20 protein-coding genes are annotated in these 22665 nt (G+C 62.5%); 9 read left to right on the top strand and 11 right to left on the bottom strand.

Annotated elements, in window-relative coordinates; all coding sequences use genetic code 11:
• Positions 1 to 56: 56 nt before the first annotated feature.
• On the bottom strand, positions 57 to 263 hold the full coding sequence (locus CFB89_RS20515; RefSeq protein WP_089470543.1) for a hypothetical protein: 207 nt from the start codon (positions 261 to 263) through the stop codon (positions 57 to 59).
• A gap of 239 nt (positions 264 to 502) precedes the next feature.
• On the opposite strand from CFB89_RS20515, the gene CFB89_RS35000 reads away from it, so the two are divergent.
• Both CFB89_RS35000 and tkt read left to right on the top strand, forming a co-directional pair.
• Positions 503 to 655 carry a hypothetical protein gene (locus CFB89_RS35000; RefSeq protein ID WP_179233501.1) on the top strand — a complete coding sequence of 51 codons (153 nt, stop codon included), beginning with the start codon at positions 503 to 505 and terminating at the stop codon, positions 653 to 655.
• Between the two features lie 98 nt (positions 656 to 753).
• On the top strand, positions 754 to 2808 hold the full coding sequence (gene tkt / locus CFB89_RS20510) for a transketolase (protein WP_089469475.1): 2055 nt from the start codon (positions 754 to 756) through the stop codon (positions 2806 to 2808).
• A gap of 142 nt (positions 2809 to 2950) precedes the next feature.
• Here the strand turns inward: tkt and CFB89_RS20505 are convergent, their stop codons facing one another.
• The 6 genes from CFB89_RS20505 to mdlC form a co-directional block, all read right to left on the bottom strand.
• A complete protein-coding gene (locus CFB89_RS20505) occupies positions 2951 to 3769 on the bottom strand; it encodes a hypothetical protein (RefSeq protein WP_089469474.1) in 819 nt (272 codons plus the stop codon).
• A gap of 48 nt (positions 3770 to 3817) precedes the next feature.
• Positions 3818 to 4027: a hypothetical protein gene (locus tag CFB89_RS20500; protein ID WP_089469473.1), complete on the bottom strand. Its 210-nt coding sequence runs from the start codon at positions 4025 to 4027 to the stop codon at positions 3818 to 3820.
• 392 nt (positions 4028 to 4419) lie between these two features.
• Positions 4420 to 5766 (bottom strand): MFS transporter, encoded by a 1347-nt coding sequence (locus CFB89_RS20490; RefSeq protein WP_089469472.1) that lies wholly within the window; start codon positions 5764 to 5766, stop codon positions 4420 to 4422.
• Entirely contained in the window at positions 5763 to 5987 is a 225-nt protein-coding gene (locus CFB89_RS34400) for a hypothetical protein (protein WP_144030140.1), read from the bottom strand. Before CFB89_RS34400 ends, CFB89_RS20490 begins: the two co-directional genes overlap by 4 nt.
• Before the next feature lie 40 nt (positions 5988 to 6027).
• The gene (locus tag CFB89_RS20485; protein WP_089469471.1) at positions 6028 to 7479 is read right to left on the bottom strand and encodes an aldehyde dehydrogenase; all 1452 of its coding nucleotides are present in this window, start codon (positions 7477 to 7479) and stop codon (positions 6028 to 6030) included.
• 55 nt (positions 7480 to 7534) lie between these two features.
• Positions 7535 to 9124 (bottom strand): benzoylformate decarboxylase, encoded by a 1590-nt coding sequence (mdlC, locus tag CFB89_RS20480; RefSeq protein ID WP_089469470.1) that lies wholly within the window; start codon positions 9122 to 9124, stop codon positions 7535 to 7537.
• A 311-nt stretch (positions 9125 to 9435) separates the two neighbouring features.
• On the opposite strand from mdlC, the gene CFB89_RS20475 reads away from it, so the two are divergent.
• Positions 9436 to 10374, top strand: a complete 939-nt coding sequence (locus tag CFB89_RS20475; protein ID WP_089469469.1) for a LysR family transcriptional regulator — start codon at positions 9436 to 9438, stop codon at positions 10372 to 10374.
• 43 nt (positions 10375 to 10417) lie between these two features.
• Here CFB89_RS20475 and CFB89_RS20470 read toward each other — a convergent pair whose 3' ends face one another.
• On the bottom strand, positions 10418 to 11464 hold the full coding sequence (locus CFB89_RS20470) for an AraC family transcriptional regulator (protein WP_089469468.1): 1047 nt from the start codon (positions 11462 to 11464) through the stop codon (positions 10418 to 10420).
• 278 nt (positions 11465 to 11742) lie between these two features.
• On the bottom strand, positions 11743 to 12651 hold the full coding sequence (locus tag CFB89_RS20465) for a LysR family transcriptional regulator (protein WP_089469467.1): 909 nt from the start codon (positions 12649 to 12651) through the stop codon (positions 11743 to 11745).
• Between the two features lie 113 nt (positions 12652 to 12764).
• Here CFB89_RS20465 and CFB89_RS20460 point away from each other — a divergent pair, with 113 nt between their 5' ends.
• From CFB89_RS20460 to CFB89_RS20435, 5 genes are all read left to right on the top strand, one after another.
• Positions 12765 to 14114, top strand: coding sequence for an MFS transporter (locus tag CFB89_RS20460; RefSeq protein ID WP_089469466.1), 1350 nt, complete (start codon positions 12765 to 12767; stop codon positions 14112 to 14114).
• An 8-nt stretch (positions 14115 to 14122) separates the two neighbouring features.
• Positions 14123 to 15151, top strand: a complete 1029-nt coding sequence (locus CFB89_RS20455; protein WP_179233500.1) for a hypothetical protein — start codon at positions 14123 to 14125, stop codon at positions 15149 to 15151.
• Between the two features lie 24 nt (positions 15152 to 15175).
• Positions 15176 to 16828 (top strand): tannase/feruloyl esterase family alpha/beta hydrolase, encoded by a 1653-nt coding sequence (locus CFB89_RS20450; RefSeq protein WP_089469464.1) that lies wholly within the window; start codon positions 15176 to 15178, stop codon positions 16826 to 16828.
• Between the two features lie 309 nt (positions 16829 to 17137).
• Positions 17138 to 18193 carry an aldehyde reductase gene (locus CFB89_RS20440; RefSeq protein ID WP_089469463.1) on the top strand — a complete coding sequence of 352 codons (1056 nt, stop codon included), beginning with the start codon at positions 17138 to 17140 and terminating at the stop codon, positions 18191 to 18193.
• A gap of 126 nt (positions 18194 to 18319) precedes the next feature.
• Positions 18320 to 18796 (top strand): RidA family protein, encoded by a 477-nt coding sequence (locus CFB89_RS20435; RefSeq protein WP_089469462.1) that lies wholly within the window; start codon positions 18320 to 18322, stop codon positions 18794 to 18796.
• Positions 18797 to 19148: 352 nt separating this feature from the next.
• On the opposite strand, the gene CFB89_RS20430 is transcribed toward CFB89_RS20435, so the two are convergent.
• Positions 19149 to 20702, bottom strand: a complete 1554-nt coding sequence (locus CFB89_RS20430) for a carbohydrate porin (RefSeq protein WP_089469461.1) — start codon at positions 20700 to 20702, stop codon at positions 19149 to 19151.
• Positions 20703 to 20863: 161 nt separating this feature from the next.
• Here CFB89_RS20430 and CFB89_RS35795 point away from each other — a divergent pair, with 161 nt between their 5' ends.
• Entirely contained in the window at positions 20864 to 21244 is a 381-nt protein-coding gene (locus CFB89_RS35795) for an ATP-binding cassette domain-containing protein (RefSeq protein ID WP_373559871.1), read from the top strand.
• Here the strand turns inward: CFB89_RS35795 and CFB89_RS35420 are convergent.
• Positions 21147 to 22382: an MFS transporter gene (locus tag CFB89_RS35420; protein ID WP_089469460.1), complete on the bottom strand. Its 1236-nt coding sequence runs from the start codon at positions 22380 to 22382 to the stop codon at positions 21147 to 21149. The two genes, CFB89_RS35795 and CFB89_RS35420, sit on opposite strands and share 98 nt — an antisense overlap.
• Between the last annotated feature and the right edge of the window lie 283 nt (positions 22383 to 22665).

Below are 22665 nucleotides of genomic sequence, written 5' to 3'. Positions count from 1 at the left end.
GCACCCCGAGCCGTGGGCCGGCTGAGTCGGGGCCGTGATCAGCGGTGCGCGGACGCTCAGTGCGCGCGCTTTCTTCGCAGTTCGTGCGTGGAATAGACGACGAGGAAGATGCCCAGCATCGCGGCGCCGGACGCCATGAAGTCGTTTGCGCTGTTGCGCAGCGCCGCCGGGAAAATACCCAGGCTCAATCCCGCGCCAGCAAGAAGCAATCCTGCCGCCACGCCCCAGATCGGTCCTGCGGTCTTGTCGATTTTGTTTTTCATACGGCACCCGTCTACGGTCATTACCTGAACGATATCGGCAAAAAACGCCGCGTCTACCTTCAGCGATTCCACTATAACCGGAAGAAAATACGCAAGCTTCTGGTGCTTTTCCCGATCAAGTTTCGGCGGCCGCAGCCGCCATGTTCGGCTCGGGTCGAGCAATACGATGCCGACCGTTGCGTGACGGACGGCCGAGGCGAAGCCGGACGATATGCATCAGCGGGCCACGAGAGCGTCTGATGCGTTGGATGCGCTTCGCGTTGAACGGCACTTGTCCGGCAGCAATGCCTTCATTGCGCCACGCACCCCACCGGGCGATGCCCATGACCGGGCGAATCGGCGACGATCCAGCGGATTTCCTCGACGGCGGCCGCGCCATCGGCCTCGATTGACGGTCATCACCCGACGTCACCGGACGTGACGGTCGCGCCGAAGAAGGTATGGATATTGCGCCGCGGCCTCATCTTTCCGACCTGACACAGGAGAACCGATGAGCGATCCCACCGCAAATTCCCGGGCGGCTCCCAAGGCCGTGCCGTCCCCACGCGATCCCCATCTTCGCGCGCTAGCGAACTGCATTCGCTTCCTTTCAATGGATGCCGTACAGAAAGCCAACAGCGGTCATCCCGGTGCGCCAATGGGCTTGGCCGACATCGCGACGGTCCTGTTCAAGGAGTTCATGCAATTCGATGCATCCGCGCCCCACTGGATCGATCGAGACCGGTTGGTACTTTCCAACGGACACGCGTCGATGCTCCTCTACAGCCTCCTCTATCTGACGGGCTATTCCGACATGACGCTGGACGAGCTCAAGCGGTTCCGGCAAGTCGGCAGCAAGACGCCCGGCCATCCGGAGTATTCGCACGCCGAGGGAATCGAACTGACGACCGGCCCCCTCGGACAAGGCATCGCGGAATCCGTCGGCATGGCGTTGGCTGAGCGCATCATGAATGCGCGCTTCGGCGATGATCTTGTCGATCACTACACCTACGTATTTCTCGGTGACGGTTGCCTGATGGAAGGTATCAGCCACGAGGCCATTTCCCTGGCCGGCCACCTCCGGTTGGGCAGACTGATCGCGTTTTGGGACAACAATTCAATCTCTATCGACGGCGCCACCAAGCTCGCGGTCTCGGACAACGAGATCGAGCGCTTTCACTCGGCCGGATGGCGCGTCCTGGAAATCGACGGTCACGACACGGATGCGATACGGCATGCCATCGAGACCGCTCGAACGACGAATGACAGACCGACCTTGATCGCATGCAGGACGATCATCGGGTTCGGCTTTCCGACGAAGGCCGGGACCGAGCGAGCCCATAGCGACGCGCCGGGCGAGGATGAAATCGCGGGCGCACGACAGACCCTCGACTGGCATTCGCCGCCGTTCGAAATCCCGGACGACCTGCTGAAAGCATGGCGGGAGATCGGGGCGCGCGGCCGCAATGCAAGACTCGCGTGGGAAGAGCGCGTCGGCCGGGCGCCGCTGGCACTGCGTACCGAATTCGAGCGGCGCAATGCGGGCAAGCTTCCGGATGACTGGAAGCAGGCAATTGCCGCGGCACGGCAGGCTTTTATTGCCAGTGGTCGTGAAATGGCCACCCGCAAGGCCAGCGGTGAAGTGCTTGATCGTCTCGTCGACGCGATTCCGGAATTGCTCGGCGGCTCGGCGGACCTCACGGTGTCCAACAATACGAAGACGAAGCATCAAATCGCGATCGAGCCGGGACAGTTCAAAGGTTCGTACCTCCACTACGGCGTCCGCGAACATGGGATGGCCGCCGCGATGAACGGCATCGCCCTTCATGGCGGCCTGATTCCGTACGGCGGCACCTTCCTTTGTTTTTCGGACTACTGTCGCCCGGCGATCCGGTTGAGCGCGATGATGCGGGTGCGATCCATCTTCGTGATGACGCACGATTCGATCGGCCTCGGAGAAGATGGCCCGACTCATCAGCCCGTCGAACATCTCGCGGCACTTCGGGCGATTCCCCAGCTCGCCGTCTATCGGCCGGCCGATCCAATCGAAGCGGCAGAGTGCTGGGAACTGATTCTCGAACAGCCCCGCAGGGCTGCGCTCCTGGCGTTGTCGCGACAGCCGGTCCCGCTGCTGCGCAACGAACCCGGCAACGAAAACGAGTCGGCGCGGGGTGCCTACATTTTGCGGAAGGCCGAGGGTGGGCCGCGCCGACTCACGCTGCTCGCGACAGGCTCGGAGGTTCACCTCGCTGTCCAGGCTCGCGACATCCTGCAGAAGGAAGGTGTGCCGACGACCGTTGTATCGATGCCGTGCCGCCTGCTCTTCGAGGAGCAGCCACGCGATTACCAGGAGGCCGTGCTGGGTGCGTCTCCCGCGAGAGTCGCGGTCGAGGCCGCCGTCGAACTGGGATGGGAGCGATACATCGGCCCGAAAGGCCGATTCGTCGGCATGCACAGCTTCGGCGAGTCCGGAAAAATCAACGACGTATACGAGAAATTCGACATCACGGTAGATGCGGTCGTTCGCGCTGCGCGGGACGTACTGCGAGATAACGGCATGCACTGATCAAGCACGCGACAACGCTGTGTCCGGCGGCATGCGAACGGCCGCCTCCAGCGAACCCGAGTCAACGGGCAATCGTGCCGCAGTGATAAGTCGCCCTCCGCCCTGCCCTATCGAAGTAGCTGTTCGAAAATGAATGAGCCGCTCATTGAGCGGCAGTCGTTCGAGCGCGTACGGCCCATGCCGCGAACGTAAGTCCGCTGATACCCAAGACGATTGTCAGCAGGATGCTCTGAAACAAGCCTGACTGGAGCGTAGCACCCGTGGGCCACGCACGTCCGGCGATGAAGACTTTGACCTGCACACTTATCAGGGCGACGGTCACGGCCAACAATGCGGCTCCGATCTCACGGACAGAACGCCGCAGGTCCCAGCAGATAAGGGCGCTGAACACCAGGGCGGGTAGCAGAAAGAGCGCGGAGCTTCCCCACATGGCCGCCGCGTCCGGTTTCTTCAATGCGGCAAAGCCGATGCTATGGGCCGTAAAAACCGCAAAAACGAGCAGACCGGTACTAATCGCTCCTCGCATCGTGAATATTCGAGGGAGCCGGGTCGAGCGTGAGAAATAGACCTTCGCGCTGGGTGCGAAGAAGAGCAGCGCGCAGATGACGAGATTCAATGCCAGCACGAACACATATGATGGCGCTGCCCGCACGTCCCATAGGGGAGCCGATATTGCGCCAGCGACTACGAGCACCGCCAGCGCGAGCCATCTTGCCCAGCGCCAACCACGGAACAGCCCGACCGCGACAACCACGGTCAGAGGAATCTGGATCCAGTGCCACCTCCATTGCACCGAGACGGGAAACACGCTGCCGGGGTCGAGCGGAATCTTGCCAATGGGGGCCGCGGCGTCATACGCGCGAAGCAGCGTCATCGTGAAGGTCAGGAACAAATATGCCAGCCCCGTAACGATCGCGGGACGCGTCGCAGTCTTCGTTCCGTTCCCGATGTCATCGTTCATTGTTGGCAACCCGAGACGGTAGCTGGCATTTCTGTTCTTTTCTTATCGCTATGCACCGGTGCGGGTAGCGGTGCCTTCAACCGGCCAGCGGACGAAGGAAAAGACCCAGTACATCACCAGATTGATCACCGGCACCAACAACAGCAAGCAAAGCCAGCCCGAAAAGCCCGCTTTTCGGAGAATGCGAGCGGCGGGAACGAGATAGATGATCGGCAGGAGGATCAGGATAATCCAGTGCCAGACGCTGAAATTTGCCATGTCATTTTCCGGTTATTCGCCTTGACCGTCGCCGTCAGCCTGCGCGACCGAAATACAGCCGCCCGGATGCCTTCCGCCCGACTGCGTCACTCGTTCTGCAGGTACGGTCTTACTCTCTTTTCCTATTATCGGCATGCGCCGCGATTCCTTTATTCACCGCATGCCCGCGACCTTTGAGGCTGCCACATCGAAAGTTGCCGTGTACTCGCATCCGCCGACGTGTGCCGACCGCTCGATCAGGCGAGCCGAGAAATCAGCCTTTGCGGATGCCACGAAAACGCGAAGCGCTTTTCGCACCGTGTCAGCGCCTTCGAAGATTGAATCGTGATGCGAAAAGCTCGAGGCTCGCCGCCATCCGGTTTCGCTCGCCCCAGTCGGCCTGGAGACCGAGCTCAGGCGCCCTTGATCGGCGGAATATGGCGACGCACGATCATCAGGCAGATAAAGACCATCGCCATCGCGGCACCCAGCATGCCCAGGTACGCAGGCGCTCCGCCCTGCGTGATCACGAAGGCCCCCGCGAACGCGCTGAGAATCGCGCCGAGCCGTCCAAACGCGAGCGCGGATGCGGTCCCGGTCGCGCGAATCTCGGTCGGATAGACGTACGCGCAAAGGGCATACATCGTCGACTGGACCGCGTTGACGAAGAGGCCGTGCAAACCGATGCCGAACACGAGCAGCATCGTGTGGGCGGAAACGTCGAGACCGCGCAGCAAAAGCGCGCTCGCGGCTGCCATCAGGCAGCACACGAGCAAAGGCCGGCGCGACCCGAATCGACCGATCGCCACCGCGCAACCCATTGCGCCGAGTACGCCGCCGAGGTTGTAGGCGGTAAGACCCGAACCCGCCACCGAAGGGCTGAGCCCCTCGCCTGCAAGCATCGTCGGCAGCCAGCTGAATGCGCTGTAGACCGCAACCAGGTTCATGAAGAAAGCGACCCAGATTGCAAGCGTGTCTCGGCCCTGATGGTCGGCGAACAGCGCACGAAAGCCTGGACGCTGCCCAGCCTTCTGCTCCTTCTGATCGGCGAACACGGCGTCCGGCCGAATCGAGCGGGACATGCGGGTCAGCAGGTGACGCAGTTCGTTCCAACGTTCGTGACGGCGGGCCAGATAACGTGGCGATTCCGGCATGACGAAATACAGCAGGAACGCCAGCGCGACGGGAAGCGTGCCGCCAATCAGAAAGAGGCCGCGCCAGCCATAATGAGGCAGCACGACGCTCGCGAACAACCCGGCAAGCATGCCCCCCAGCGGTACGCAAACGATGGTTGCGGTCACGGCGAGCGTTCGTCGGCGAGCAGGCGTAAATTCCGCCGTCATGGTCGTCGCGCTCGGCAGTGCGCCGCCGATACCCAGTCCCGCGAAGAAACGCAGGATCGCAATGGTCATGACGTCCGGCGATAGCGCGATCGAACTCGTCGCCAGGCCGAATACCAGCACGCTCCCGATGATTGCCCAGCGCCGACCGAACCTGTCCGCAAACAGCCCGGCGAATGCGCTGCCTATCCCCATGCCGACGAGGCCCGCAGCAACGGCGGGTGCAAATGCGTTGCGCGTGATGCCCCATTCCTTGATCAGGCCGGGAATGGCGAATCCGATGAGTTGCCCATCGAATCCATCCATCACGATCGCGAGCGCGGCGAGCAGGACAACCATTCGCTGGAACGCCGAGAACGGTCCATCATCAAGCGTGCGGCCGATGTCTACGGTCGGAAAACCGGGATTTCGATCGTTCATTTCGCTCCCGCGGCCGGATTGGCGAATTCAAAATTGCAGTCCCGATTAATCCGCCTTCCAACGTGATGATCAAACTCGAACCGCGTGCGAGCGAGCGACGACTCGGCATTGACGACAGGCATTGCAGTCTCCTTGAGCCGATCGCTCGTCGTTCCGGGAGCGAAGGCTTTCCAACGATATAGGGTTGTTATTTTGTTCGCGCCCACCGTCAGGAAGCTCATCGCTTCCACGGCGAAACACGCGCGCTGGCCGCGGCAACGATCAGAACGGATAGTGACGAGGCGTCGTTTGCACGGTGATCCAGCGCAAATCGGTAAATTCCGCGACTCCTGCCTTGCCGCCGAAATGCCCGAAACCACTGGACTTTATCCCGCCAAACGGCATTTGCGCCTCGTCGTGAACCGTCGGGCCATTGACGTGGCAAAGCCCGGACTCGATACGCTTCGCTACCGTCAACGCCCGCGCGACGTCACGGCTGAAGACTGCCGCCGACAGACCATATTCGTTGTCGTTTGCACATGCGACGGCCTCTTCGTCGCCATTGACACGAACGATCGCCTTGACGGGCCCGAACGATTCCTCCCGGTAGATCTGCATGTCCGCCGTCACGTGATCGAGCAACGTGGCCGGCATGAGCGTGGTCTCGGCTTTCCCTCCGCATACCAGAGTCGCGCCTTTCGCCAGCGCGTCGTCGATCAGGTCGTTGCATCTCCTGACGGTCGCCATGTCCACGACGGAGCCGAGCACGGTCGGCCCCTTTCTCGGATCGCCAAGCGGCAGGCTCCGGGCCTTTTGCGCCAGTCGCGCGACGAATTCATCGGCGATCTTCGTGTCGACGACGATGCGTTCGGTCGACATGCAGATCTGGCCGGAATTGGCGAACGCCCCGAATGCCGCGCCTTGAACGGCAGCGTCGATATCGGCATCGTGAAGCACCAGAAACGGCGCCTTTCCGCCGAGTTCGAGTACCGAAGGCTTCAGATATTTCGCGCACTGGGTCGCGACGATGCGGCCGACGCGCGTCGAACCCGTGAAGTTCACCCGTCTGACCGCCGGCTCGGCAATGATCGCTTCGACGATGTCGCCCGCATTCGGCGGCGCGTTCGTGACGAAGTTCACGACACCGCGCGGCAGTCCGGCGTCCTGCAACGCCTCGATGATGAGGCCGTGGGTCGCGGGGCAGGTTTCGGAGCCTTTGAGCACGACGGTATTGCCGCACGCCAGCGGCAACGCGATGGCACGCACGCCGAGGATGACGGGCGCGTTCCACGGTGCGATCCCGAGCACGACGCCGGCGGCCTGCCTCACGCCGAGCGCGAGACTGCCCGGCACGTCCGACGGAATCACCTCGCCCGAAATCTGCGTGATCATCGCAGCCGCTTCACGCAGCCCGTCGGCCGCAAGCTTGACGTTGAAATCCGCCCACAGGCGGGATGCGCCCGTTTCGGTTGCCATGGCCAGCGCGAAAGCGTCGCCTTTTTCTTCGAGCGCATCCGCGGCCCGATTCAGTAGCGCGCGTCGTTCGCCGGGGCCCATCGCCGACCATGCGGGAAACGCGGCCGCCGCCGCATGCACCGCCGCTTGTGCATCGGCGACAGTCGCGGCGGGCGCCGTCGAGGCAACCGTGTCATCGAGTGGGTTGCGGCGCTCGAATGTCGCGCCATCGCGAGCCATCGCACGCTCGCCGTTGATCAACATCGTTACCTGATTCATTACCGTCTCCTGGAATATTCTTGAAAAACCGGCCTGCCGAATCACCGACTCGCGGTCAGGCCACGACAATTTCGACGACGCGTGTTTTTCCGGAAGACAACGCGTCTTCCAGCGCGGGCTTCAGCGACAGCGCGTCGCTCACTCGAACGCCTTCGCACCCCATGCTGTTGGCCAGGGAAACGAAATCCAGCCCTGGCAGGTCGGTGCCCTGTACCGGCTCCGACGCGGCGAAGCCGAACACGGGCGCGAATTCCTGCAAGGCGGCGTAGCGCGAGTTATTGAGGATCACGAATGTGATCGGAAGATCGAGCTGGACCGCGCTATAGATCGCTTGCGGCGAATACATCGTCGAGCCGTCGCCGATGAGGCCGATCACGCGGCTGCCGGGTTTGGCCAACGCCACGCCCACCGCGGCGGGCATGCCGTAGCCCAGACCGCCGCTTGCCATCGTGTAGAACGTCCGACTGCGCGTGAACGGCAGATAACGTTGCATGACGGGGCGCGAACTGGGCGCCTCCTCGACCACGATATCGGCTGCGTTGCGGACCTCGGACAGCGTCTGCAACGCAAAGGCGACCGACATCACTGCCGTGGGCTCGGCTCGCTCGACCGCCTCGCGCGGCGCCGGCAGCGGCCTGCCTCGCGGCGCCGGACGGGCGAGCAGGTCCGCCAGCCCCAGGCGAATGTTCGCCACCACCGACGTGCCGACCGGGGTCCACGCAGCGGTAGCCGGATCGTCGATGAGCTGGTACAACGCCGCGCCGTCGGGCACATGCGGGCCGCTGCCTTCGACGTGATACGCAAAAGCCGGCGCGCCGACGACGAAGATCAGGTCATGCCCGTTCAGCATCCGAACGATTTTTTCGCGCATCGCCGGCAGGAAGCCGGCGAAAAGCCGATGATCTTCAGGGAAGCTGCAGCGTGACGACATCGGTGCAACATAAACCCGCGCGTTGTGGCGCTCGGCCAGCTGGATGGCCTCGCTCCACGCATCGGCACGATCGAGTTCCGCGCCGACGACGATGGCCGGCCGTTTGCAGTCGTCCAGCGCGTCGCCGATCTCCGCGATCCGTACCGGATCGGGGCGGAACCGGGTGCTGACCCGGGTCGCCTCGACGAACTCGGCCGGCTGATCCCAGTCGTTGACCGGAACGGACACGAACACCGGGCCGCGCGGCTCCTGCATCGCCACGTGGTAAGCCCGGGCGAGCGCCAGCGGAACATCCGCGGCACGAGCCGGTTCGATGCTCCACTTCACATAGGGCCGCGGCAGCTCGGTGGCTTGCGATGCCGACAGAAACGGATCGAACGGCAGAATCGAACGGGCCTGCTGGCCGGCCGTGACGATCAGCGGCGTCCGGTTCTTGAAAGCCGTGAAGATGTTGCCCATCGCGTTGCCGACACCGGCCGCCGAATGCAGGTTGACCAGCGCGGCATTGCCGGTGGCTTGGGCATACCCGTCCGCCATACCGACCACCACTGCTTCCTGCAACCCGAGCACGTACCGGAAGTCCTCAGGGAAGTCGCGGAACATCGGTAGCTCGGTCGAGCCGGGATTGGCAAACACGGACGTCAATTCGAGGCGCCGCATCAAGTCCACGACGGCATCGCGAACGGTCGGCTGCCCACTTGTGTTTCGTTGCATCTCGAATCCTCTGCGGTTCGCCACTCAGGCTGGCGGTGATGGGATGAGCCGCAGTATGGGATTCGGCGCCTTGTTTGAAAATTGCCAAAAAGGCTCAAAGTCATTACATTCAAGCATGAGTCTGACGGATCGCCGGAGCGGCCCATTCCGCCCGGATGCCTTGTCGGACAAGGCTGTTCGCCGTCATCGGGGCTCGGCGGTCGCCGCAAGGAGCGGGCACCGCGGTCCCTGGCAGGGAAGACACCTCGCAGGCGCCGGGCGGCCCGGAATCCCGTTCGCCCCCTTCACTCCTTTCAATCTGGTCCGCCACGATGAGTTTCAATCTGCAGCAGCTGATGATGTTCACCATGATCGTGTCCGCGGGTAGCCTGGGACGGGCCGCGGCCATGCTGAACATGACCCAGCCGGCGCTGAGCAGATCGATCAAGCGGCTCGAGGAGTCCGTCGGGGCGCCGCTTTTCGAGCGTCACACCAAAGGGATGCAGTTGACCGCGCTGGGCGAAGCATTGATGCCGCATGCGATGTCGCTGCAAAGGGAAGCCGAACAGGCGCGCGAGGAACTGGACGCGATGCGCGGCCTGGCGAAAGGCGTGATCAAGGTCGGCGCGGTGGGCAGCATAGCGAGTCTCGTCCTGCCGATGGCCATCGCATGTGTGCTCGAGAAATGGCCCAATCTGCGCGTCGAGGTGATCGAAGGCGTGTGGGATCGTCTCGTCGAGGGCTTGCTCGCTTATGAAATCGACCTGGCGCTTTGCACGTCGGGAATCGAAACCGAGGATGTCGCTGCGCTCTCCGATTGTTCATGGACCGACAGGAGTTTCGTGGTCGCGGCCCCCGATCATCCGCTGCGGGCGAAGCGCGGCCTTCGACTCGACGACACATTGACACAACGGTGGGCACTCACGCCCAAGGGAACCGGACCTTATGCCCACATGCAGGAAACCTTCAGGGCCCGCGGCCTGCCGATGCCGGCCATCGCGGTCGAGACCCGTTCGGTCACCGTGCTCAAAAGCCTCGTAGCGCGATGTGGCTTTGTCTCGTGGATGGCCGAACCGATGTACGACACCGAAAGCAAAGCGGGCGTCATCGACGCCCTGGACATTGAAGGCCTGGATGCGCCACGTACTTTGACGGCGTTCCGGCGCCGGCGAGGCACGCTACCCGCGCCCGCCGTCAAACTGCTGGACGAATTGCGTCATCTCACAGGGTCTTTGCGCAAGGAAGGGCAACGCCTGTCTCGAGGGCCGTGAATGGGACATGCCCGCGATCCGCTCTGCGTGCCGCTCGCGCATTTCACCGAGGTTTCGATGGAAGCGACTGCAGCGTCGAACCGGTAGCCTCCACGTCCGCGCGAACGCCGCCGCGCTCACCGCCCACGTCTTCGGAAGCAGTCCGTACGATATGACGATATGCCGTCGGTGAATGCCCTGACATGCGCTTGAACGCGTTGCTGAATGCGCTTTCGGACGAGTAACCGAGCGACTGCGCAAGCAGTGCGACCGGGACGTTCTCGTCGCGCAAACGGCGCTCCGCAAGACGCATGCGCCACTCGCCAAGATAGGTCAGCGGGGCGACGCCGGCGCTCGCCCTGAAGTGAGAAGCGAACGTGGTCCGTGACATCGCACACGCGGCGGCAAGCTCATCCAGATGCCATGAACGCGCGGGATCGCCATGCATCAGCCGCAATGCCGGAGCGATGCGCGGGTTGCCGAACGCGCGCAGCCATCCCGTCAAGGACGCGGACGTCTTCAGATGGGCACGCAGTATCTGAATGAACAGCAGTTGTGAAAGCTGGGCCGATACGAGTTGCGCGCCGGGCAGATCGGCCGCACGCTCTTCCACGAGTTGCTCGAGAAGCCAGCGGACCCTCACTGCCTGCGGCGATACGGACGGCACGTGAATCCATGGCGGCAGAACGTCCGACAGCAAGCTGCCCGTGACCGGATCGAGCAGTACGTGTCCGCCGATCTGCGCGAAGTCGTCGCCGTCGCCCAGTTTCACCATCGACTTTCCGGCGCCCGAGAACAACGCCATCGCGTCGACGGGTGGCACGCAAGGATCGCTTGCGAGGACGAACGACCGTTTTGCCGTCAGCAACCCGACGTCGCCGCTCCCAAAGCGGATGGGCGTTTCCTCTCCGTCGATGGAAACCCAGCACGTGCCCTTCACCACCGCGAAAAACTTGATTTTGTCGGGCGCCGGGAATCGGACGGCCCAAGCGCCGCCGGCGGAGAAGCCCCCCGTCGTCAGCGATTCGGCGTTCGTGAGCCTCAGGATGTCGGAGAAAGGGTCGTCACTCATCATCGTACTGTCGCGCAAGCAAATCGCACTATAGAGCATTAACAAGCCGCGGGCCGGGTCTCAACCTGCCGGTTCTTCGTCCCGGACAATCAACGACATGGGCCGGGCATCCACTGTCAGTCAGTCGGCGTTGAGGTTCGTCGATACGCCGCATGGCGTCCGTTCGCGCGCTAATCGTGTCCGACGATTCCGCTAATGCGGGCGGCCAAGGTCAAGCGACCGAGCATCCGGGAAGGGGCCCGCGTGTCGGAGGATTTTTCGACATTGCACGAAGGCTGCAGAGCCCGCAATCCATCAGGCGCTTGCCCTTCCCGGGCTTATTCGCGATGTGGATGACGCTGGACGAACGTCAGCAACGCGTCACGGAAGTGCGATGCGGCGGGGTTTTGCAAGTCATGCCGGGTGACGAGATGCAACGGTGCTCGAAACGCGTGATCGCCGGCCACACGGCAGTAGTGCACGCTTTCCTGATGGTAACGTTGCATCGACGCGGGCACGAGCGATACGCCGCCGCCCGCCGCCACGAGATTGATTGCCGTCACCATGCGCGGCACCTCTTCCACGACGTGCGGCTCGAAGCCCCTGGCCTGACAAGCCCGGATGAAGTCCGCGTACATGCCGGGCGCACCGGGCCGACGCACGAAGATGAACGACTCGTTCGCCAGCTGTTTGAGCGACACGGAGCGACCGCCGATCAGCCTGTGCCCCACGGGCAGCACCAGCAACATGCGTTCTTCGGCCAGCAGTTCGAAGCGTAGGTCAGCCGGCGTTTCGACCGGTTTGCGGAGAATGGCTGCATCCGCGCGGCCGTTCAACATCATTTCGATGATCTCCGCCGCATTCACCTCGCTCATCTCTATCGAAATCTCGGGGTACATGTCCCGAAAATTGCGAATAGCGGTAGGCGTAAGCGGATGAAACGCAGCCGAACTCGTGAGCGCAACGCGCACCGTGCCGATCCGGCCTTGCGCCACCCGGCGCGCATGGACGACGGCGTTGTTCAGTTCGAGCAGCACCGTACGCGCGCGCGCGGCGAAGATCTCGCCGGGCGCCGTCAACACGACGCCGCGAGGCTGTCGCACGAAAAGCGCGAAGCCGAGTTCCTGTTCGAGGTCCTGAATTTGCTGCGACAACGGCGGCTGCTGGATATGCAGTCGCGCGGCGGCCCGAGTGAACTGACCTTCTTCGGCGACGGCGAGGAAATAGCGCAGCTGTCTGAGTTCCATCGTTTGTCTGGTATATGCGTTGGATATGGCAACCGTGTCTCATCTGTATTTTACATTCAAGACATCGACACGTACGCTTGCTTCGGAAGCTGGACAAGAATCAAAGGAGACACATGCAACCCACCTTGCAAGCGAACATGCCCGCGTCGGCCGCAACGGTGCTCAGCCGTTCGCAAACTCGCCGCGCGGTGCTCGCATCGGTCATCGGCAATGGCCTCGAGTGGTTCGACTTTCTCATCTACGGCTACTTCGCGAAGATCATCGCGCAGGTGTTTTTCCCTGTCGGCAACGGATTCGTGTCCATCACGCTGACGCTGGCAACGTTTGCCGTCGGCTTCGTGGTCAGGCCGCTGGGTGGCATCGTGATAGGCGCATGCGCGGATCGCTACGGGCGGCGCAAAACGTTGTCGCTGCTGATTCTGCTGATGGCAGCCAGCACGCTGATGATGGGCCTGACGCCCAGCTACGCGGCGATCGGCATGGCCGCGCCGCTCATCGTGATCCTCGCACGCATTCTGCAAGGGCTCTCCGTGGGCGGCGAGTTCGCGACAGCGGCCGCGATGCTGACGGAATACGCGCCGCCGGGACGCAAGATGTTCTTCGGCAGCTTTCAGATGACGTCACAGGCCGTCGCGCTGCTTCTGTCGTCGCTATGCTCGTACTTGCTCACCACGCATCTGTCGCACCAGTCGCTCGTGACGTGGGGTTGGCGCGTGCCGTTTCTGCTCGGCGCGCTGGTTGGCCCGGTGGGCTTCTACATCCGACACAAGGTCGGCGAGTCGCCGGAATTCGTACAGTTGCGGGAACGGCTCGGACATGCGCCACGCCAGTCGCTACGGACATTCATTCACGAGCGTGGCGATGCGGCGCTCTGCGCGATGGGCGTCATCGTCGTCGGAGCGGCGACCAATTATCTGTGGCATTCCTATATGCCGCTCTATGTCGAACATCAGCTGCATCTACCGCTGAAAAATGCGCTGTTCGGCACGGCGATCTCCGGATTGATCGGCATTGTCGGCTATCCGTTGGCAGGGAAGCTTGCCGACCGCATCGGCGCATATCGGCTGTTCTTTCCGGTGACGATCGGCTGGGTGTGCGCTGCCTATCCGCTTTTCGCATGGGTGCTCGCGGCGCCTTCGCCCGAACGCGTGTTCAGCGCGCAGATGATCGCGACGGTCGTGCTCAGCGTCATGTCGGGCGCGCACCCCGGCATGCTGACGCAGTTGTTTCCGACGGCCATGCGCTCGACGGGCGTGGCGCTGTCGTACAACGTAGCCGTCACGCTGTTTGGCGGGCTCGCGCCGCTCACCGTTTCGACCTTGATCGACGTCACCGGCTCGCGCATCGTGCCGGCGTGGTATCTGGTGTTCGCCGGCATCGTCTCGTTGCTGCTGGTCGGCTTCACGTCGTCCGGGCGACGCTTGCGCCGCGAGCCGAACCTGTGGCCGGGTGACACAGCGTGAGCGTCGCGATGTACCTTACTCGGAACCCCGAAGTGCGTCCACGTAACGAAGTACCCGTCAAAGTCGTCGCCAGTGAGCGGTTGACCGTTTCGACGTCGCGCGGCGAAGCCGGCGTGCCGCTGTTCACGGGCGGCAGCGTCGCGCCGGCCACCGCGACGCAGGTCGTCGTGATGCTGCACGGCCGATTGCGCGACGCCGACGCATACCTTCGTTCGACGCAGCGCGCGCTCGACTCGTCCACGGCCGATGCGAACAGCGTGATACTCGCCGTGCCGCAATTTCTCGCGACGGCCGACGTCGAGCATCACCCGTTGGCGGCCGACTGTCTGCATTGGGAATGGACCTCGTGGATGGGCGGCCTCGACGCCATCGGTCCAGCGCCGCTCAGCTCATTCGATGTGCTGGATGCGCTCATCGAACATTACGTTCAATGCATGCAGAGTGGCCGCTACCCGGAGCTGCGCGAGATCGTGATCGCAGGACATTCCGGTGGGGCGCAGGTCGCGCATCGGCACGCGATACTCAGCAACGCGACGGCATGCTGTCTCGCACGCGGTGTGAAGGTACGTTACGTCATTGCGAATCCTTCGTCGTACGTGTACTTCGACGCGTGGCGTCCGCATGGCGAGGGCATTGATCAAACCGCATGCGCCGGATTCAATGAATGGAAATACGGCACTTCGCGACTTCCCCGCTATGCGGACGGACTCGACGCGCAATCGCTCGAACGTCGTTACGTCGATCACGACGTCACCTATCTGCTCGGCACGCACGACGACGATCCGGCGCACCCGGCTCTGGACCGCTCATGCGAGGCGATGATGCAAGGCCCGCACCGCCTCGCGCGCGGCCGCGCGTACTACGCCTATCTGCGCGCCCGGCATCCGGAATTGCGGCATGCGCTGCATGAAGTTCAAGGCGCGGGACACAACGGCGATGCAATGTTCGTATCGCAGGCCGGCGTGTGCGCATTGTTTGGTCCGTCCGTTCGGCTCGCGGAATCACGCGTCGAACAGGAAGGCGGTGCGCTCGAATAGCAATCAATTCATCTGGAGACGACGATGGACAACAGACCGTTGTGGGGGGCGCTCGCCCTCTGCCTTTGCATCAGCGCGTGCGGCGGCAACGAGTCGGGCGGCGGCGCTTCGGCAAGCTCGCCGCCGCCCTCGGCCGCAACGCAATGCGCGGCATTGAACGGCCTCGCGATTCCGGCATCTTCGATTGCCGAGCCGACCGGCGGTGCGACGGTCACGAGCGCGACACTGGTGGAAACCGCCGGCGAATATTGCCAGGTGAACGGCGCCATCGCGCCCGTCGATCCCGCGGCGCCGTCGATCCGGTTTCAGGTCAATCTGCCGACCAACTGGAACCGCAAGGCGCTGCATTATGGCGGCGGCGGCTTCGACGGTACGCTGATTACCGGCGTCGACGCACTCGACATGGCCCCCACGGGCACGCCGACGCCGCTTGCCAGCGGCTACGCGACGTTCGGTGACGATTCCGGGCATCAGAGTTCCAGCATCACCGACGGCAAATTCGCCGCGAATGACGAAGCGCTTGCGAACTACGGCGGCCTGAGTCTGAAGAAAACACACGACGTCGCGATGGCGCTCATCAGAAAGCGTTACGCGAGCGCGCCCGGCAAAACCTATTTCTTCGGCAGTTCAACCGGTGGTCGGGACGGGTTGAGCGAAGCTCAACGCTGGCCCGCGGACTATGACGGTATCGTCGTGAATCGCCCGGCGCTCAACTATACCGGGCTGCGTTTGAGCAACGTCGTGCTGGGCCGCGCACTCTACTTGAACAACGGCGCAGGCTGGCTCGACGTCGCCAAAACGGTGCTGCTGCAAAATGCCGTCATGCGCGCGTGCGATGCGCTCGACGGCGTCGCCGACGGCATCGTGTCCAACGTGGCGGCGTGCAACGCGCAATCGGCGACGGTGCTGGCGTCCGTGCGCTGTCCGAACGGCGTGGATTCGGGCGACACCTGTCTGTCGGATGCGCAGATCGCGACCGTTCGGACCATCGCCGCGCCGTTGCAATTGCCGTATCCCCTTGCGAACGGCGTGACGCAATACGCTGGCTACAACATCCTCGCGGGTTCGGTGTTCGCGGGGCCATACACGACACGCGATCTCGGCGAATCGAAAGTACCCGCGAATCCTGCAGGAAAGAAAGACGCGAACCAGTGGGTGACGGGCGATCAATGGGTGAAGTACTTCGTCACGCGCGTACCCACGTTCGATTCGTTGACGTTCGATCCGGTCAATCCCGGTGCGTATCAGTCGCGCGTCCAGGCGCTATCGGCACTGACCGATGCAACGAGCACCGACCTGAGCGCCTATGTCGCGAAAGGCGGCAAGCTCATCATGACGCACGGCCTTGCCGACGAAATCGTGAGCACCGATTCCAGCACCGACTATTACAACGGTCTGGTGCAGCGTTTCGGACAAGGAACGGTCGACGGCTTCGTGCGGTTTTATCTGATGCCGGGGGTCGGCCATGGCACGGGGCCGTTTCACCCTGCCGTCGATTCACTCTCCGCACTCGATGAATGGGTGGAAAGCGGCAAGGCGCCCGAAACACTGACGATGAGCGACCTTAACGCAGCGACGCTCGGGAGGACGCGCCCGTTGTGCCGCTATCCACTGTGGCCCAAGTATATCGGCGGCGATGTCAACGCAGCGGCGAGCTTCCAGTGCACTCGCTCGTAGCGGACGGCCGTTTTTCTCGTCATTGCCGTTGCCCGGTTTCACCGCCGACTTTCCGGCGCCCGAGCACAACGCCATCGCGGCGGCGGCCGGAATGCAAAGATCGCTTGCGAGGACGAACGACCGTTTTGCCGTAGGTAATCCGACGTCCTCGCTTCCAAAACGATTCGGCGTTCGTGAGCCTCAGGATGTCGGGGAACGGATCGTCACTCATCATCGTACTGTCGCGCAAGTAAATCGCACGATGGAGCATTAACAAGCCGCGCGCCGAGCCTTAACCTGCCGGTTCTTCGTCCCGGGACAATCAACGACATGAACAGCAATACCCGCCTCCAATCGGTTCTCGTCACGGGCGGCACCGGCTTCATTGCACAACACTGCATCCTGGCGCTGCTGAATCACGGCTATCAGGTACGAACCACCATTCGCTCGCTCGCACGCGAGACGCAGGTGCGCGCGCAGCTCGAAAGAGGCGGCGCGGAACCCGGAGACCGTTTGTCATTCGTCGCGGCGGATCTCCTCGCCGACAACGGCTGGCAACAGGCAACCGCCGGCTGCGCCTACGTCGTGCATGGCGCGTCGCCCACGCCCACCGGCACGCAGACGAGCGAAGACGATTGGGTCAAGCCCGCCGTGGCAGGCACGCTGCGCGTGCTGCGTGCGGCGCGGGACGCCGGTGTAAGGCGTGTCGTGCTGACCTCCGCGTTCGGTGCGATCTGCGCCGGACACGGGCCGATGAGCCGCCCCTTCGACGAAACCGACTGGAGCAACCTGACGGCCGCCGACGTCTGGCCTTATCAGAAGTCGAAAACGTTGTCGGAACGCGCGGCGTGGGATTTCGTGGCGCGAGAAGGACGCGGCATGCAACTGTCCGCGATCAATCCGGTGACGGTTCTCGGCCCCGTGCTCGGCGACGACTATTCGCACTCCATCCGCCTGATCCGGGGCATGCTGGACGGCCAGCCAGGCAATCCGCGCATCAACTCCGGTTTCGTCGACGTGCGCGACGTCGCCGACCTGCATGTGCGCGCCATGACCCACGACGCCGCGAACGGCGAACGCTTCCTTGCCATTGCCGGCGAAAGCATGTGGCTCGCCGAAGTCGCCCAGCTGCTCAAGGCGCGCATGGGCGACGCCGCGCGCCACGTATCGACCCGGGTGCTGCCCGACTGGCTGGTACGCATCGGCGCACTCAGGGATCCCGCGCTGCGCGGATCGCTGCCGCTGCTCGGCCGCAATCTGAACGCCACCAGCCAGAAAGCCATCAGCTTGCTCGGCTGGTCGCCCCGCCCGCGCGAGGACGCCATCGTCGCGACGGCCGAAAGTCTCGTGCGCCTCGGGCTGCTGCGCGATGCCAGCCGGCGATAACACCCGCACCGCCCGCCTGCCTGCCCCTGCCATCTCGTTTCGGCCTGACAATAGGGGAGCTTCTGCGCGCCGAAAACACCGCAAGCTCGTGTCCCCGGTTTTGCTCCTTTCTTCCACGGAGGCTCCATGCCTGACACCACCACTGCCCGTCTCGCAGCACTCGGATGGGTTCTTCCGCAACCCGTCGCGCCGCTCGGTTCGTATCGGACCGTATCGGTCGTGGGCAATCATGCGCACGTTTCGGGCCTTGGGCCCTTCGAGAACGGCACACCCGTCACGGGCATCGTCGGTGAAGACATCAGCATCGAGCGCGCTCAAGCTTGCGCACGACTGACGATGCTGATGATTCTGGCCTGCCTCGACGAACGGTGCGGGCTCGATCGCGTCAGGCGCTGCGTACGGTTGACCGTTTATGTCCGCGCCTCGGCTTCGTTTGTCCAGCATCCGCTGGTGGCGAACGGTGCGAGTGACGTCCTGCTGGACCTGTTCGGAGCGGACGGGTTGCCGGCCCGCAGTGCGATCGGCGTGCACACGCTGCCCATGGGCATTCCAGTGGAGATCGACAGCGTATTCGAGTTGCACGGCGAAGCAGGCCGTGATTAGCTCGCCCGGCTCCGTCGCGCCGGGCGCGACGGAAGTCGCCGGAATGCGCGGGAAGCCATGACTGGCGGAAGGCAGCCAACTGCAACCATCGGTCGTGGAGACCCGCTAGATAAGACTCCCGGAGTTGCCGATGGCCTCCTACCCACAACCCTACCCATATTTGGCTCAGCGGCAAGCCGGAAATCTCGACTTCCGACTGGGACTAATTCTGGCTCAGGGTTCCCGGCGCAGGTCAATCCTGAAACAACGGCGCTCGCGGCCTCGACTTTCCCGCACGAGCCCCTCGGCGCTATCGTGCGGCGGCGGCTGGGTTGAGCTTCGCTTGAGTCACGTGCCCGACCTTGACAGTACCCTACTTGGGGCGCGCGAGACCACTGAGCACACCGAGGTCGATAATTAGGCCCACGCCCACCTGGATACCGCTGCGCGTAGGGCCGAGGGCCGCAAATATGCGTGCCCGGTCGGGATGCAGAAAATACTGCGCGAAACCATTGACCAGAATGCCCGGAGCAATCCCGTACTGAGCGTGGAGCTCAAAAGAGAATGTATTTTGATGGACGGCATCACTGCCCCACCCGCTTACCGTACTGAGCTGTTGCTCAAAAAGTGCGCGCTCGTGACTCAGGCGGATATAGCGTACCGTGGTACCGACCAGTGTCATCGGGCTGTTCTTCAGAAAGCCGCCGTACTCGGCCCCGCCAAAGGCCTCAACGGGGTATGACTGACCCACTCCGGGGGTGATGAAAGCACCTCCGTACAATGCGATGTTAGGACGCACTGGGCCCTCAGAACCCGCTGCGGTCCAGATCACTTTTCTCCCCTGACCGTAGAACCCCCATGTCCCACTCCCATGCTTGAGCGCAGTTCCAAAAGGATTGAGCGCCTGACTCGATCCGTCCACGTTGTAGAGGTCGTCCGTATAGGGGCTAGTGTTGTGATACACACCAACTTCGGCGTTGAGGGGATATCGGCTATCGGAAAAATCACCGGTGTACAACATGTTTGCGACACCGATGATGCCCGTCCTCGTCCGCGAACTCCAATTCCATCCGGACGATTTTGTGAAAAGGTCGCTGTTGTCTTCGATTGCGCCGAGCCCCAGCCGTATATTGTGCGACAGCTGGTAAGCAATCCGCGCCCCCCAGAGGGACTTCGTGAACCCCGGCACATTTACCGTTAGCGCCGGCGTCGATGCGACGCATCCATTACACATTGTCGGCACCATGAAGTCGTCGTTGATGTTCATACGACCGTACTCGATATGGAGCCGTTTATCGAACAGGTCATGTGAAAGTGTAAACTTGACAAGATCTGAGCTGACGGTTTGGACAGGAGCGAGCGCAAAGGCGGAGCCGGTCTGCAATACGTAAGAATATGTATTGTGAGAAGGCGGCTCCCATGCCTCGGTAATATGAAACTGTGTATTGGGAAGTCCGATGAGTTTGCTTAGGTCAACATCAGCGGACATAACCAGCGCGAAATAGTTTGCCCAATTATGGGGCGCGGTGCCCGTCGAAGGGTTAGCGAGAGTCAGGTTTGCCAAGACCAGGCCGAGGTTGATCCCGTACGCGTCCAGGGCATTTCCGATCCCGCTCAGCGGGCCAGTTCGGCGGCCCGGCATTTCACCTGTCGGAGGCGGTACGTTGACGCTCAGGCCTCGCGTGTTTTGGCCGGGTTCCGTGCTCGCTTGGAGGGGTAAGCTATCGGAGACGTATGTCTCTTGGGCGACAACTGTCGGACTATCAACGCTCGCAACAGTACTCCCATCCTTTGAGTAATTTTCTGTGTCAGCCGATAAGGTACTGGGTTGCGGTTCGGTATCTGCGGCCATCGCGGCGACCGATGAGAATGCAAGTGCGATGGCTAGTGCCTTGCCAGTGTATTTGAAGCCGGTGAAGTGTTTCATGTCTCCTCTATAGTCCTATTGAGCCAGATGGCTCTTTGCCCTTTGTCGCCATGCCTGGGTATCCCTCGTCGACTTCACGCAGAATATCGATCTATGAGGCTGGACACTTTCGTCAGACATTTATAGTTAATTAGTAAAACTAATTAGATATAGTAAGAATATTGAATCAATACTTTTCACCGCAGATCAGGTGCAGTCACATTGCGGTCCGGTTGAGCGGAACTTACGGTGTTGACTTCTTGCCCGACACACTATTGCAGAATGAAATACCTGGTGCCCCGATTACGTTGTGGAGAATCGGGGCACGGTTTGCGAGCCGTCGCTTTACGCTGACATGTCCACCATGTCCGCGTCAGCTCTCAGTCGGACAGCACCAGCGAGTCGCTATCGCGCGCGCTTTGGCCATTCTGCCGAAGCTAATATTGCTTGGCGAGCCTGCGAGAATTAGATCGAAGTCGACCTCGGTTCCACCTTATGTTGTTTCGGGTGCGGAGAAGTGGCCCACAATCCCAGGATCGCCAATACGTTCAGCGCCCCGATGACGAAGATCACCGGGAGATACGTCTGATGCGCGTCGAAATAGGCGCCGGCCAGGATCGCGACGAGACATCCGCCCACGGTCTGAATGAGCAGTACGACGGCAGTCAGCATCGGGAACAACCGGGTACTCCAATAGTGCCCCAGCATCCCCATCACGCCGACCTGCCCCGCGCCAAAACCTGCGCCCACCAAGCCGACGGCCACGTAAGTCGTTATCAGGTTTGGAGTGCGAAGGTTTGCCAGCGCGACGAAGCCAACGACAAAGACCCCCATTGAGATGATTTGCGCACGCCGCAAATCGGTGCTCGCGGCCAGCAGGTTAAACCCCAGGTTGCCGAGCACCATGGTCGCCGACAGGAGCGGCATGGCGAAGGCAGCGGCAGCGGCGCTAATCCCGATGCCGCGTAGATAGACCTGCGAATGGGCAATCATGAAGGCCTCCCCGGTGGCGATTGCAAGCATCGCAAAAGCAACGCTCAAGAGCAGCGGGGATCGCACCACCTTCGACAGCGACAGTTCACGCGTCGTCTGCGCCGCTTCTTCATGCTTCTCATCCCACCGGAGTTCGCTGGAGTTTGCATCGTCTCCCGTCGGGGCATTGCGGACAAAGAGCAGACTGGTCAACAGCCCCACGACGCCGGCCCCGACGAACACCCACCATCCGGAACGCCACCCCCCGGCCGACTCGACCACAGACCCAATGAGGGAGATGACGGCGAAACTTGCTGCGCCCACCACGGCAAAGAGGACGGAAATCGCCAGGGTGCGGCGGCGTACAAACCAGGCGGCGACTCCCGCCTGGCAGGGAATGATGCCGCTGAATGCACTGGTCAGGCCCATCAGCACGCTGAAGGCAGCAACGGCCTCCCACGGCTGGGTCGCCAGGGTCGCCAGCCATGCCCCACCGGCCACCATGGTCAGGCAGCCGATGACAAGGCTGTTGCGGATACCGATCCGTCCGACGACGTTGGCTGCCACTGGACTGAAGAGTGCTACCGTCACCATGTTCACGGAGGTCAGCAAACCGAGCGTTTGCCGGTTCCAATCCAGCGCCGTGGCCATATACGTATTGACCACGCTCGCGCCGTAAATGGGCAGCGACATGCTGATGCACATCATCACGGAGAGGGCGGTAAGCACAGCCCAACCTCGATAACCGAATAGCTTCAATTTCGTCTCCAAATGATCAGGCCAGCGTTATGGGGTCGCCGGCTCAACGTCGTTTCAAGAATGCATGCCTGAACGGCCTCGATTCCGATGCGTGCCCCGCCAATGTGCTCGAGGCCGCCTTGCGGACTTAGCGCTTGCTGCGAGCCCCACCCACCGCTTCCAGCATCGGAATCGGCAGACCGAAGTGCGCCTGACCCACACCCTCGGCCGCCGTGTCGTACTGCGCAATCGGATGCGTGCGATAGGTAGCCAT

Source organism: Burkholderia sp. AU16741 (assembly GCF_002223345.1).
In the GTDB taxonomy this organism is placed as follows: domain Bacteria; phylum Pseudomonadota; class Gammaproteobacteria; order Burkholderiales; family Burkholderiaceae; genus Burkholderia; species Burkholderia sola.
The sequence above is the reverse complement of the archived record's forward strand: the minus strand, read 5'-3'. Positions and strand labels throughout refer to the sequence as shown.